Genomic DNA, 14208 nt, shown 5'->3' with positions numbered 1-14208 from the left:
GAGTTCACCTTCGGGCCCCGGGTTCTTATCACGTGTGGGTTCAGAGCATGATGAGCAGACGTGTCTTCGGCTTGAGCTTCCTATTCACCGAACGGCTCTGTACGTATACCTCCAGCTTGGGGTTGTTCCCCGCCTTCACGGAGACGGTCCCCTGGATATTCGTGCCGAACAGCAGGCTGCGCGCCGCGTCGCCCGTATAGGCGCGGTCGGTGTCCTTCTCGACCACGATGACTTCCTTGTTCAGCTGAACTTGAGCCCGGGCGCCCAGCTGGTAGTAACACGAACCACGTTCGTACGTCACACCTGGATGCGAGTTGACGAAGGGGCGGATCTCGACCTCCTTGTCGACCTTCAGGAGCCGGTATTTGTCCGCCGGAATCGGTTCGAGGTTCGCCCGGACGTCGTCCAGTGATATGTCCTGGCCCACGGCGAACAGGTTCTTAGTGCCGCGCACCCCTTGCTCTCGCCCCCGGAGGAAGCTGGTGGCGGCAGCTCGCACGGTGCCGATCGCCTCCTCGACACCCTTCTGGGAATCCGCATCCCAGATGGCGATGTTCCCGGCCGGGAAACCGTAGTTCTGTGCGGTCCGCTTCGCCAGGGAATTCGGAACGAGGATCGCGGACGTCCAGTGGCCCGGAAGCGCGCCCATCTTCGCCGTGATTTTCTCGAGCCAGGGGCCAAGGATGGCCATGTCGCCGTCGTGCCGCCTGTCGCCCCCGGAGGCGTTCTCCTCGCCGTCCGTCACGACGATCTGGAGGAAGCTGTGTTCGCCGTATTCCTCCCAGATATGGCCCAGGTCGTCCAGGGACTTGAGCGAAGCCTCAATGAGGGCCGTAGCTCCATTGTTGACCTGGTACAGACCCCGCATGGACGGCAGATGCTTCACGTCCATGTCCCACACCAGGTTCTCCACCTTGTGGTCGAAGGAGTAGAGGCTGATCCGGGTTTCGTGGCCGAGGCTGTCCGACTCGGCTTTCAGTCCCGCCACGAACTCGTCCACAACGCGAATGAGTTGGCTCTGGTGCTGATACATGGAACCCGAACAGTCCACCACCAGCGCGACGTGGTTCACCTTGTGCTGGATCTTGTTTGCGGACATGTTTCTGCTCCCCCTCCGAGCTTCCCCGAATGATGCTTTCACTCTATGGGGAGGCACTGACAACGGCCTTTAACGCAGACCGGGGCCCGGACGACGCCGTACGCACAGGGTCGGCACCCCTGGCTGCAACTCGCTGACAGACTCGCCGGCTGACGGGGAGTCAGCCCGAAGTCAAAGGCTGTCCAGCTTGGCTCTGACACCCTCGGCCTACGATGCCCGGAAGCAGCAGACACACTTCACCGGCACCGCGCTGATCACCGACGACGTACCAGCCCTCGCCGCCTTCTACGCCGCGGTCCTGGACGCCGATGTCGTAGGGGGCGACCCCTTCGCCCGCGTGACGGTCCCCGGTGCCGTTCTGTCGTTCTTCTCCACGCAGGGCATGGAGTCGATGGTGCCCGGATCAATGGCCGCCGCGGGGAAGGGAGGCTTCACCCTGGAGTTCCAGGTCGCCGACATGGACGCATGCCACGAACGACTGCTGGCTCGAGGTGTTGAAGTCCTCAAGCCGCCGACTACCCAGCCATGGGGACGCCGCTCGGTGTGGCTGCGCGACCCGGACGGCAACATCGTCAACCTCTACCAGGAGGCCTGACGACCGGTCCCTGCACTCGCTTGTCTCACTGCGGGACAGTCCTTGGCGTGGCACTGCACGGACTGCTGCTTCGCCACTGGTTCATGGGCCGTCAAACTCGCCGTCACCACAGGTGACATGGCCTTCGTGCCCGCCCCCGCCGTTCCATGGCTGCGCCCCGTGACGAGTCGTCAGCGGCGGCCATCCGTACGGATTTCACGCCGAAACCGCCACCGCAACCGTGTGCTCCCGCCCCATTGTGTTGCGTCTTGCGTGGCCTTACTGTTCGACTTTGCCTGAGTCTGTTTGATGCTGATTACTCAGGCGGTCTGGAGGCCGCAATGCGAAGTGATCGGATCGGTTCAGGGGCTGCGAGACCCGGCCGCGGCCGGTGGTGGAGGGCGGTCCTTGCGACGGCCGCGACCATCGCCCTGGCCGCGGGCATGACCGCGCCCGCGGCAGCGCATGACAGCGGCGGAAAGACAGCCGCCGCGTCTGCCGCCGGCCCGCAGGCGCACACAGTGACGCTTGACGGCTATTCCTTCCTCGTCGACGGCAAGCGCACCTATCTGTGGTCCGGCGAGTTCCACTACTTCCGGCTCCCGAGTCCGGACCTGTGGCGCGACATCTTCCAGAAGATGAAGGCCGCCGGATTCAACTCCACCTCGCTGTACTTCGACTGGGGTTACCACTCGCCGAAGCCGGGTGTGTACGACTTCAGTGGGGTACGTGACGTCGACAAGCTGCTCGACATGGCGCAGGAGGCCGGGCTCTATGTGATCGCGCGCCCGGCGCCGTACATCAACGCGGAAGTCGACAGCGGTGGTCTGCCCGGCTGGATGACCACCAAAGCCGGTCACAACCGCAGTGACGACCCGCAGTTCCTGAAGTACGCGGACGAGTGGCTGACGCAGATCGACAGGATCATCGCCCGGCATCAACTGACCAACGGCACCGGGTCGGTCATCGCCTACCAGGTCGAGAACGAGTACTACAACGGCTCCGCCGCCGGCCGCTCCTACATGCAGCACCTTGAGGACAAGGCCCGTGCCGACGGCATCACCGTACCGCTGACCGGCAACAACAACGGCACCTTCAACTCCGGTGCGGGCGCCCTGGACGTCGACGGCCCGGACTCGTACCCGCAGGGATTCAACTGCTCGAATCCCTCGAAGTGGAACGGCGTCCCCGACATCAGCTACGACCACCCGGCGGGCAAGCCGCTGTACTCGCCGGAGTTCCAGGGCGGCGCGTTCGACCCCTGGGGCGGGCCGGGCTACGACAAGTGCGCCCAGCTGATCAACGACCAGTTCGCCAACGTGTTCTACAAACAGAACATAGCCGTCGGTGCGACCGCCCAGAGCTTCTACATGACCTACGGCGGCACCAACTGGGGCTGGCTGGGCATGCCGGAGAACTACACGTCGTACGACTACGGCGCCGCGATCCGTGAGAACCGCCAGCTCGATCCGAAGTACGACGAGGACAAGCTCATCGGGTACTTCACGCAGTCGGTCGCCCCGCTGACCAAGACCGAGGCGATCAGGGCCACACCGCCGGACGGCTCCGCGGCCGTCGACACCGCCCGGATGAACCCCGACACCAAGACGCAGTTCCACGTCCTGCGGCACGGCAACTCCACGTCCACGGCGGTCGACAAGACCCACATCTCTTTGGACTTCAACGCCCAGCCCTCCGCGGACACCACCTACACCTGGGACGACCCCGACTCCGCGCTGCAGTACACCGGTTCGTGGTCGCACGTGGCCGACCAGAGCTACACCGGCGGCGACTACAAACACACCGAGTCGTTCTCCAACAAGGCCGGTGACTCGCTCACCGTCCCCTTCGACGGCACCGCGATCCGCTGGATCGGATCGAAGACCAACAACCACGGCAACGCCGACGTCTACCTCGACGGCACCAAGGTGGCCACGGTCGACGACTCCGGTGGCGAGAACCAAGCGGTGATCTTCCAGAAGACCGGCCTGACGCCCGGGGCGCACACACTGAAGATCGTCGTCGACGGGAACCACAGCTCGGGCTCCACCGACAACTACGTGGCGATCGACGCCATCGACGTGCCGACGGGTACCGCCGCCGCGGAGCCGACCTACCCGGTCGTGCCCCAGCAGCCGGGCACCGCGATCACCCTCGACGGACGCGACTCCCATGTGATTGTGGCCAACTACCGGCTCGGCAACGCGCAGTTGCAGTACTCGACCTCGGAGATCATGACCAGCGCGGCCATCGGGAACCGGGATGTCGCCGTGCTCTACGGCGACCCGGGCAGCGACGGAGAGACCGTGCTGCGCTACTCCTCCGAGCCCACCGTGACCACCAGCGGCGGCACGGCCACCACCACCTGGGACAAGGACACCGGTGACCTGCGGCTGAACTACACGCACAAGGGCCTGATCCGCATCGGCATCAGCGGCGGCGGAAAACCCCCGCTGCTCCTGCTCGTCGGCGACAAGGCCACGGCCAAGACCTTCTGGCGCCAGGACACTGCGACTGGCCCGGTGCTCGTACGCGGCACCCACCTGCTGCGGACGGCGACCAGCCTCGACAGCGGCCGCACCGTGGCGCTCACCGGTGACAACGCCGATGACAAGAACCTCGAGGTGTTCAGCTCCGCCGGCCATGTCACCTGGAACGGCAGGCCATTGAAGACCGGGGCCACCGACACGGACAGCCTCACCGGGACGATCCCCGTGGCCGCCCCGGTACACCTGCCGTCCCTGACAAGCTGGAAGCACGCCGCCGAGTCCCCCGAAGCGGCCCCCGCCTTCGACGACACCAGCTGGCAGGTGGCCGACAAGACCACCACCAACAGCGTCTCCGGCGTCAACTCGCTCCCCGTCCTCTACGCGGACGACTACGGCTTCCACACCGGAAACACCTGGTACCGCGGCCGCTTCCACGCCACCGGCAAGGAGACCGGCATCCACCTGGTCTCGGACTCCGGTGGAGACGCGCAGGCCTTCTCGGCCTGGCTGGGCGGCACCTTCCTGGGCAGCTCCACCACGGGCAGCGCCGACTTCACCTTCCCCGCCGGTTCGGTGAAGGACAAGGGAGACAACGTCATCTCCGTGCTCACCGTGAACATGGGGCACGAGGAGGACTACAACTCGACCAACGGCAACAAGACCGCACGCGGACTGACCAGTGCCTCTCTCGTCGGCGCGCCGCTGACCTCCGTCACCTGGCGGCTGCAGGGCGTACGAGGTGGCGAGGACCTGCAGGACACGGTGCGCGGCCCGCTCTCGACGGGCGGCCTGTACGGCGAGCGCGCCGGCTGGTCCCTGCCGGGCTACCCGGACGACGAGTGGAACCGGGTGTCCCTGCCGACGACCGACACCCGTCCCGGGGTCTCCTGGTACCGGACCGACGCGACACTCGACCTGCCACACGGCCAGGACACCTCGCTCGGGCTGACCTTCACCGACGACCCGTCCCGCAAGTACCGCGCGACGATCTTCGTGAACGGCTGGCAGGTCGGCAACTACGTCAACTACCTCGGCCCGCAGCACACCTTCCCGGTGCCGAACGGAATCCTCAATCCGAACGGCCGCAACAGCATCGCCATCGCCGTGTGGAACCTGAACGGCAGCACCGGCGGGCTGGGCAAGGTCTCGCTCACCGATTACGGCAGTTACGCCTCGTCCCTGCGCGTCGCGCAGAACGACAGCCCCCGCTACGACCACAAGAAGTACGCGATGCCCGAGCGTCCAGGAGCGGATGTCACTCTGGACGTGCCCGACACCGCTCACCCGGCCCAGGCCTTCACGGCCGAGGCGACGTTGCGGGTACCGAAGGACCGGTCGCCCGCCTCCCAGCTGACGGCCTCGCTCTCCGCGCCCGACGGCTGGAGCGTGAGCGCCACCGGCCCCACCTCGGTCGAGCGCGTCCAGCCCGGCGGATCGGCCACCTTCACCTGGAAGGTCCAGCCGCCGGCCGGGACGCTGCCGTCGGCCTCCGCGCTCACGGCGACGGTGCACTACCGGCAGAGCGGACGGCAGGCCGTAGGCGCTGACGAGCGCATCGTCGGCGGGATCCCGCCCGCCCCGCCGGCCGGGAAGAGCGCGGTGAGCGCCCTGCCGTTCCTGTTGTCCACCAATGGCTGGGGACCGGTGGAGCGTGACAGCAGCGTCGGCGAACAGGCGGCCGGGGACGGCCGTCCGATCAGCATCAACGGGGTCGGCTACAGCAAGGGCCTGGGCACCAACGCGGTCAGCGACGTCGAGCTCTATCTCGCCGGAAACTGCTCCCGCTTGACGGCGGACGTCGGTGTCGACGACGAGACAGGTGGTGCGGGAACGGTGACGTTCTCCGTGATCGCCGACGGCAAGACCTTGGTGACCACGCCGACGATCCATGGCAAACAGGCCGCGGTGCCGATCGACGTCGATGTCAGCGGCGCCCAAGTGATCGACCTCAAGGTCGGTGACGCCGGTGACGGGAACGGCAGCGATCACGGCGACTGGGCGATGCCGACGCTGACGTGCAGTTAGCGTCGGGGCCGCTTCCCGGGCGGAGGCCCGGGAAGCGGCCCGGGAAGCGGCCCGGCATCGTCAGTGCCGCCGGGGCCTTTACTGTCCGAAGCCGTAGGCGAAGAGGTGGTCGGTGCCCGTCGAACCCGTCACCGGCAGCGTGATCGACGCCACCTGCTTGGACGCATCGAGCGGGACCTTCGTGGCGAAGGCGTAGGTCTTCACGTTGTCCCGGCCTCCGCTGGCGGTGTTGCGGTAGGACGTCGTGACGGCCGTCGTGTCGCCCTCGATCGGCGTGCTGGACCCGCCGTTCAGTGTCCAGTCGGAGAAGCCGACCGTCGCCTTCGAGGTGGTGCCGTCGGTGTAGGTGACGGTCACCGTGCCCGAGATGCCGTCGGTGGGCGCGTTGGTCGCCGCGCCGAGCAGGCCCAGCGACGCACCCGATGTGCCGGCCGGCATCGAGATGGTCTGGCCGGCCATCTCCAGGTTGTCCAGCTGACCGGACGTCACGGTCGGCCAGCTGTAGGAGATGCCGTCGACGGTGACGGTCGAGCCGCTCGTGACACCGGCTGCCGACAGCGCGTTCTGCGAGAACGCCCAGCCATCGTTGTCGAAGCCGCCCGAGAAGGTGGCGCCGTCGGGATAGATGCCCTCGTTGGTGTTGTACGGCCACAGCGCACCGGCCTTGGCCACGGCCACGCGGAGACTCGCCCCGCTCAGCGTCGCGCCGCTGCTGTGGTCGGTCAGCGCAAAGGTCACCGGGTAGGTTCCCTCGCTCGTGCCGGCCGTTACGTGGATCTTCGCCTCGGCGCTGCCCGAGGCGGGCACGGTCAGCGAGCCGGACGACGTGTCCAACGTGACGCCGGAGGGCGCCGTGGCCTTCCAGTCGACCGTGACGGCCCTGCTGCCGAGATTGGTCAGGTCGAGGGTGCCGTCACCGGACGTGCCGGGCTGGAGCACCAGGCCGTCGCTGGAGGGGCCGGTCGCGGCCAGCACCCGGCTGCCGCCCGTGGTGTCCGACGGCGGTGCCGCCGACGGGTCGGAGGCCCAGGAGGTGTCGGGCTGGGTGCCGAGCGTGAAGTCGATGCTCCCCGCGCCCTTGAACTGCCCGTACGTCAGCCAGGGGGTGTTCCATGCCTTGCCCTTGAGGCTGAGCGACTGCACGTACGGCGCGTCGGGCGCGGCCTGCGGTGCGTTGATCCGCACGGTCCTGCCGCCGGCGAGGGTCGCCTGGGCCACCGGGAAGGCAGGGCTGCCGAGGGCCAGGGTGTCCGTGCCCGGGGTCTCGGGGTACATGCCGAGTTCGGACCAGACGTACCAGGAGCTCATGGCGCCGAGGTCGTCGTTGCCGAAGGAGCCGACCGGGGCGTTGAAGTACAGGTCCTGCTGGGCCTTGCGGACGGCCGCCTGGGTCTTCCATGGCTGGCCCGTGTAGTCGTACTCCCAGGGAATCTCCACGCTGGGCTCGTTGCTCAGGTCGGCGTTGGTGTTGCCGGGGTTGGTGATGTTGTCGAGGAGGCTGTCCAGGAAGGACGAGTACGCCTTGGCGCCGCCGCGTGCCTGGATGAGCTGCTGCAGGTTGAACGGGACCATGGGCGTGTACTGGGCGGAGGTGCCTTCCACGAAGCCGTTGGAGGTGCCGGGGGTGAAACCGCCCGCGAACTGGCCGTCCTTGTTCTTGGCCTGCAGGTAGCCGGTCTGTGGGTTGAAGACGTTCATCCAGTCCTGGGCTCGGGTGGCGAACTTCTCGTAGACGTCCGTCCTGCCGAGTGACTTCGCGAAGGCGGCCAGCGCGTAGTCGGCGGAGTCGTACTCCAGTTGCGTGGAGACCGGGCCGTAGAAGTTGCAGCAGCCGTAGTCGTTCTCGTCCAGCGGGAGATAACCCTTCGTGTCCCGTACGGCCTCCCCCGGGCGGTCGTTGTTGGGGGCGGTGGCCTCGTGCTGGAGGGCGGCAAGGGCCCTGCCGGTGTCGAAGTCCGTCGCGCCGAAGGCGTACGCGTCGGCGATGATGCCGGCGGCCGGGTCACCGACCATCACGTAGCTCTCGCCGTTGTTCGAGGCCCACTTGGGCAGCAGACCCGTCTGGTCGTAGCCATTGAGCATCGAGGTGACGACGTCACTCGCGACCTTGGGCTCGACCATGGCCATCAGCTGGGTCTGGGAGCGGTAGGTGTCCCAGCCCGAGTAGTTGGCGTACTGGGCCTTCTGGCCCTTGGCCAGCTTGTGGATCTGGTTGTCCATGCCCATGTACTGGCCGTTGGCGTCGGAGAAGACGTTCGGGTGCAGCAGCGCGTGGTAGAGCGCGGTGTAGAACTGCACCTGCTGGTCCGAGGTGCCGCCGCCGATCTGAAGCCTGTTCAGCACCGCGTTCCACGCCTGGTGGTTGGCCTGCTCGACGGTGTCGAGGTTCCATGTCCTGATCTCGCCGGCGAGGTTGGAGGCCGCGCCGGCGTCGTTCGTGTACGAGATGCCGACCTTGGCGTTCACCGTGGGGTTGGTGGAGGTGTCGAAGGTCAGGTACATGCCGTTCGCGCCCGTCGTGGGGGGCTGGGCGGCCTTGGCCGTGGCCGACGACCGGGGTGCTGCACCGGCGCCAGGTGCCGGGGACGGCGTGCCGGAGGCCTTGTCAGTGCTCCCATGGATCGTGGGGGCCGGCTTCGCCGGGACGGTGAAGTGCCTCTCCTTCAGCGGGGCGGGCTGGGAGGTCTGCGGGGTCTGTCGGACCTTGCCCGCCTTCAGCGACGTCGCGTCGGGGTTGATGGTGGCGCCGACCCAGGTGCCACTCGCAGTGAACGGCTGGTCGAACTTGATGTCGAAGTGCAGCGTGTACCTGTTGTTCGCGCCGCAGAAGTGACCACTGTCGATCGCGCCGCTGATCTCCCGGTCGTTCACCACCTGGACGCGGGTGCCGTCCACTTGTGTGGCGCCGCCGCTGAGCTTGAACAACAGGTTCGCCTGCCGGCCCGCGGGGAAGGTGAAGCTGCCCAGGCCGGCGCGGGTGGTGTCGGTCAACTCGGTCTTGACGCCGTTCGCGTCGGTGACCTTGTAGTAGCCGAGGCCCGCCTGCTCGTCGTCGTGGCTGAAGCCGACGGACGCATCACCGAGGCTGCCGGACAGCGCCCCGGTCACCGGCAGAACGGGCAGATCGCCGGCGACGGGACAGCCGGGGCCCGAGACGTGGGTGAGGCTGAAGCCGGAGATCTTGCTGTCCTTGTACTCGTAGCCGCCGCCGTCCGGGCGGTGAGGCGTCGTGTCCGGGCCCCACTGCACCATGCCGGCCGGCATGTCGGGACCGGGGAAGGTGTCCACGGCACCGGACGTGCCGATGAGGGGGTTGACCAGGGACGCGGGATCCTTCACGAAGGCCGGCGTCGCGGTGCTCACGGCATCGGCGCTGCCCACTGCCGTGAGTGGCAGGGCAGCCATGGCCAACACGCTGACTGCCGCCAGGCGTTGACGGTGTCTCTTTCGGTCACGTGGCGCAGCTGAACGTCGGGGTCTCACCATCGGTTGCCTCCGCAGCAGTTCGTGCTTCGCACATCAGGTGCCGGCGCTCCGAGAACCAGCACAGCGCCGACGACAGACAACGTTGTCGATGGACTCGCATCGGCCTGACAACGTTGCCATCCACGAGAGTCGAGTGAAACGCCTGAGCTGATGGGATGTCAACGAGGCCAACCGGACTTTCTGAGGGAGGAGTTCACAGTTGGGCGCTCCGCCGGGACTGGGGTGAATCCGGGCTGCGCCTTGGCCTGCGGCCTCTGGCGGCGAAGGGCGCCCGTGTCGTCGCTGATCATGACGGCGAGCATGCAGTGCAGCTCTTGGGCGCCGAAGCCGTGGGATCCGGTCGACCTTGGCAGGGCGGTGGTGCAACACCGGCCTGATGCAGGTGCGGGTGAGCCCTTGTCCCCCATGCGCCGGTGCAGGGCGCAACCTGGCGCCGTGGTCGGTCCTCGCACGCCGTCCCGTCCTCGCCGCCCGCCCTCTCATGGCGAGGTTGAGCAGGCCGATGCAGGCCGACGGCCCTGTGGCGCCCCTGGCTGCTGCGCCGACGCCGTCATGTGTGACGTGCGCTCCGAGCAGTCCAGGCCAGTGCCGCAGGTCTCCTCAGTCGTCGCGCTCGTCGGCAGGGCCGGGCTCGGTGTCGACGGTGTAGACGTCCTTGAGCTTCACCTCGGTGACGCCGCGGCCCTCCGGGAAGACCGCGCGCCAGTCGCCGATGACGTGCAGTTCGTCGGTGCCCATCGCACGGACCACCATCAGACCCTGGTCGTAGGCGCGGTGCGCTTTCCACCAAAGGTTCGCGAAAGCCTGCGAGCGGATGAGGTGCATCCAGTCGCTGCGGTACAGCTCCCGGTTGTAGTTCGACTCTCCCAGCGTCGAGACGAACTTCGAGTACATCGTCTTGACGTACTCCAGCGTCACTTCGTCGTCTTCGGCGATCGCCCGGTCCCGGGCGTCCTTAAGGGCTACGCGAAACTTCTCCAGCAAGCCTTCGGTGGCCCCGGAGGTCCACGATTCGTGAATCTCCGGGGGGTCGCACAGCCCGTACTTCGGACCCGAGATCCGCAACAGCAGCCGCAGCGTGGGTTCGGTCACCCACAGCGGGCCCGGCTCGTCACGGCTGCCGATCGGGTTGGGCAGGCAGGCGTCGTGGTCCCAGGCGGGCGGGGTGATCAGGTGGACTCCGGCGCGGCGCGGGTTGTGGTGGTTGCCGGTGGAGTGTTCCAGCTGGCCGAGCGGCAGGTGGGTCTTGAGGGCGCTCAGATAGGCGCCGTTGATGTCGAGCGCGGTGACCTCGTGGACGCCAGGCGGTAGTTCGGGCCGCGCCCACTTGGGTCGGGCCTCCCAGATCTGGTCGGCTCCGCGGGAGGTCTGCTTGCGCAGGACGTCGGGCAGCCAGGGGTGGGCGACGATGTCGTAGCGGCCGCCCTTGCGGGTGTGATCCAGCAGTGCCATCGCGTCCGGGATCGCCCGCTTCACCAGCGCCTTGGTCGCCTCTTCCACGTCACCGGAGTGCTCAGCGAGGGCGGCCGCGACGGCGGAGCCGATCAGGTCCGGGGTGTCGGCGGTCTGCATGCGGCGGCCGACGGGCACGACCCGGACACTTCGTCCCGCCTGCTCCTGCAGGCCGGGGGGTTGTGCGCGCGAGCAGTCCGTGCGCGAGGCAGGCTCCTCCGGTGCCGCGGGCTCGTTCGTCCGTGCGGGCGCGGCGGCGTGGCACTCGGCGGGATCCAGGTGCTGGGGGAAGCCCGCGACCTGGTGGCGGGCGGGCTGTCCGCACAGCACGCAGGATTGGGGGGTGGCGAGCACGTCGACATCGTCGTCCTGCTCGGCGGTCTGCTCGACATCCGCCTCAAGCTCGTCCTCCGGCTCCTCGGCCGCCCTGGTTGCCTCGGCGGCCAGTTTGCTCCCTGCTCCCTCCAGGAAGTACGCGTACTTCTCCCGCACTTCGCCGCTCGGGTCCCGTCCGGACTCCCAGCCTCCTACCGTGGAAGGGCTCACCCCCAGGGCCTGCGCAAGCTGGGCGCGCGAGACGTTCAGCTCCTCACGCAGGGCACGCCGCTCCTCGACGGGAGGGAGCACCACCTCCTTCCTGGCACCGGCGAGCAGCGCGTCGATCGCGCCGAAGTCCGTCATCACACGCCTCCTTCGACGGCTGCAGGGCGTTGGGTACCGGCCGGGCGGCCGGGAACGCGGCGGCGCACGGCAGGCAGTGCCTCCGTGGCCCTGGTGGGTCCCGCCAGCAGTTCGAGGACGTCGATGCCGTAGTGCGCGGCGACCGACTCACAGTCGGTCAGACTCCAGGCCGCGGTGCCGGACTGACGGCGGCTCACCTGGGCCTGACTCACCCCCAGAGCGGCGGCCAGCTCGGTCTGCGACTCGCCGGCCGCATGCAGAAGCGCTGCCACCGCCGATCGCACCCGCTCCTCAAGGCTCATACCCATGATGCAGACTCTATCGCGCAGACCTCATGCACCATACGCATATCGCATTACAGTCGATGGTGGGACTGACTCGATCGAGGAGAGCGGGGCTGGAGTGCTCCGGCGCTCTGAGAGGCGTGCCACCAAGACGCCATCGCTCAGGGGACATATCACGAGCAGGCCCGCAGCATGGCGAGGACCATGCAGTACGCGCGGGATCGGTCCAGACGGCGAAGGAGCTGGTCGATCGTCGCGTCGCGGCCGAGCTGAAGGCGCCGACATGCAGATCGCTTTCGTCGACACCGACGGGCTGCCCTGCAAGACGGCACCTTTCATCAAACTCGGCTGAGCCCTCGACGCACCCCCGCTTCCGGACAGCAGGTCACGCTCCGATGATGCTCACTGACTCAGCCATGTCCGCCTGACCGGTACGCAGCTGCGGCGCGGTTGAGAGCGAGCACGACGGCCAGGCTGTAGCGCACCCCGCGCGGGTCACGCGGGTCCAACAGCTCGGCTAGCCCCTCCAGCAGGCCGAGAACCTCCTCCCGTCCGATCTGCCGGCCGAGTCGTGGTCCACCTGTTGTTCTCGTCCCAGCAGGCCATTGGCGCCGGCGATCATCGATATGTCTCCTCGGTGCCGACCAGCGCGACGGGGCCGCCGCCCTTCCGGCGAGCCGGTCATCGGCTCGACCGGCCCTGACTCGGCACGCTGGCCGTGGCCGCGGTCGGGTTGGTCTCGGGCGGGCGTTGGCGGGCGAGAGCGGTGGCGGTCAGGGCGGTGACCGCCATCGCGGCGATGCCGACCAGCGCTGCGGTGGTGTAGGCGTGGTCGTTCGGGAAGAGATGACCGGTGTCGGTGCCGGTGGCCAGGACCAGGCCGCCTATCGCGCTGCCCAGGGAGTACCCCACGCTGCGGACGACGTAGTTGAAGCTCATCGCGCTCGACGTCTCGCTCTTGGGCGTGACGGCCAGGATGACGCCGGGCATGGCGGCTGAGAAGCCGCCGACGCCGAAGCCCAGCACACCCATCGCGACGAGCAGTTCGGCCAGGTTAGACCGGGCCGCGGCGAAGAGGACGAACCCGCCGCCGACGATGACGGCGCTGCCGGCCAGGAGCACGGGTGCGTCGATCAGCGTCCGGACCCGGGGCGTGAGCTTGCCGGCGACGAACCCCAGCACCGAGAACGGGACGAGGACCAGCCCGGCGACGAAGGTGGTCAGCCCGAAGCCGTAGCCGGCGCTGTGCGGCGTCTGCGCGTACCGCGTGATGAGCGTGAGCAGGAGGTACATGCCGCTCCCGCCGACGAACATGGCGATGTTCGCTCCGGCGACCGCGGGGTGCCGTACCGCCCGGACATCGACCAGGGGCGCCTTGCTGCGCAGCTCGGAGGCGGTCCAGACGCACAGCAGGAGCACGGCGACGACGGCGAGGATCACCGCCACGGCGAGGTGACGGCTCCACAGGCTCCGCTGGCCGGCCAGGAACAGGACGAGGAACAGTCCACCCGCGAGGACGAGCGCGCCCGGAACATTCACGTGAGCGGAGCGGCCTTCGGGCGCCGCGGGTATGGAGCGCCACGCGGTCAGGAAGGCGACAGTGGTGACGAACAGGCCGAAGCTGTAGGCGGCCCGTACGCCGCCGATCTCGGCGAGCAGTGCGGTGAGCGGGTAGCCGACGCCGGCGCCGATGATCGAGACCACCGAGATAAGGGCGATCGTCGCCGTGCTGCGCTCCTCGGGAAGATGGTCCCGGGCCACGCCCATCATCAGCGCCGTCAGACCGAGCCCGACGCCTTGGGCCGCCCTGCCGATGAGCAGCCCCGCGAACGGCAGCGGCAGCACGGTCAGCGCACTGCCGACGACGACGATCGCCAGCGTGGCGAGGATCGTGGCCCGTCGGTGCGGGCCGGCTCCGAGCCGGCCGAGGACAGGCGTGGCGACGGCGCCGCTCAGCAGTGCGACGGTCAGCGTCCACTGCGCGCTGTCGAGCGAGACGTGGAACGTGGTCGCCACACTGGTGATCAGCGGCGTCCCCAGGCTGGCGACCGCCGCCACGACCAGGGCTATGAACATCAGGGCGGGGACCAGCAGCCGCGCCTCGGAGCGCTCCGGGGT

7 protein-coding genes are annotated in these 14208 nt (G+C 68.1%); 2 read left to right on the top strand and 5 right to left on the bottom strand.

Annotation, left to right across the window (positions count from 1 at the left end; all coding sequences use genetic code 11):
• Window positions 1–40: 40 nt before the first annotated feature.
• Window positions 41–1099: a vWA domain-containing protein gene (locus tag IH68_RS0122965; protein WP_030938222.1), complete on the bottom strand. Its 1059-nt coding sequence runs from the start codon at window positions 1097–1099 to the stop codon at window positions 41–43.
• A gap of 187 nt (window positions 1100–1286) precedes the next feature.
• Between IH68_RS0122965 and IH68_RS0122960 the strand changes: the two genes are divergently transcribed.
• The gene (locus IH68_RS0122960; protein WP_051833655.1) at window positions 1287–1694 is read left to right on the top strand and encodes a VOC family protein; all 408 of its coding nucleotides are present in this window, start codon (window positions 1287–1289) and stop codon (window positions 1692–1694) included.
• Window positions 1695–2014: 320 nt separating this feature from the next.
• Window positions 2015–6187: a beta-galactosidase gene (locus tag IH68_RS0122955; RefSeq protein WP_030938218.1), complete on the top strand. Its 4173-nt coding sequence runs from the start codon at window positions 2015–2017 to the stop codon at window positions 6185–6187.
• A 78-nt stretch (window positions 6188–6265) separates the two neighbouring features.
• Here IH68_RS0122955 and IH68_RS0122950 read toward each other — a convergent pair whose 3' ends face one another.
• The 4 genes from IH68_RS0122950 to IH68_RS0122935 form a co-directional block, all read right to left on the bottom strand.
• The gene (locus IH68_RS0122950; protein ID WP_234341501.1) at window positions 6266–9592 is read right to left on the bottom strand and encodes a lectin; all 3327 of its coding nucleotides are present in this window, start codon (window positions 9590–9592) and stop codon (window positions 6266–6268) included.
• 681 nt (window positions 9593–10273) lie between these two features.
• Window positions 10274–11806: a helix-turn-helix domain-containing protein gene (locus tag IH68_RS0122945; protein ID WP_030938214.1), complete on the bottom strand. Its 1533-nt coding sequence runs from the start codon at window positions 11804–11806 to the stop codon at window positions 10274–10276.
• The gene (locus IH68_RS0122940; protein WP_030938211.1) at window positions 11806–12114 is read right to left on the bottom strand and encodes a helix-turn-helix domain-containing protein; all 309 of its coding nucleotides are present in this window, start codon (window positions 12112–12114) and stop codon (window positions 11806–11808) included. The genes IH68_RS0122945 and IH68_RS0122940 overlap by 1 nt, the downstream gene beginning before the upstream one ends.
• A gap of 657 nt (window positions 12115–12771) precedes the next feature.
• Window positions 12772–14166 carry an MFS transporter gene (locus IH68_RS0122935; protein ID WP_078912577.1) on the bottom strand — a complete coding sequence of 465 codons (1395 nt, stop codon included), beginning with the start codon at window positions 14164–14166 and terminating at the stop codon, window positions 12772–12774.
• Window positions 14167–14208 lie beyond the last annotated feature (42 nt).

Origin of the sequence: Streptomyces sp. NRRL S-646 (assembly GCF_000720765.1) — a bacterium.
In the GTDB taxonomy this organism is placed as follows: domain Bacteria; phylum Actinomycetota; class Actinomycetes; order Streptomycetales; family Streptomycetaceae; genus Streptomyces.
This window is presented reverse-complemented; position numbering and strand designations above follow the sequence as displayed.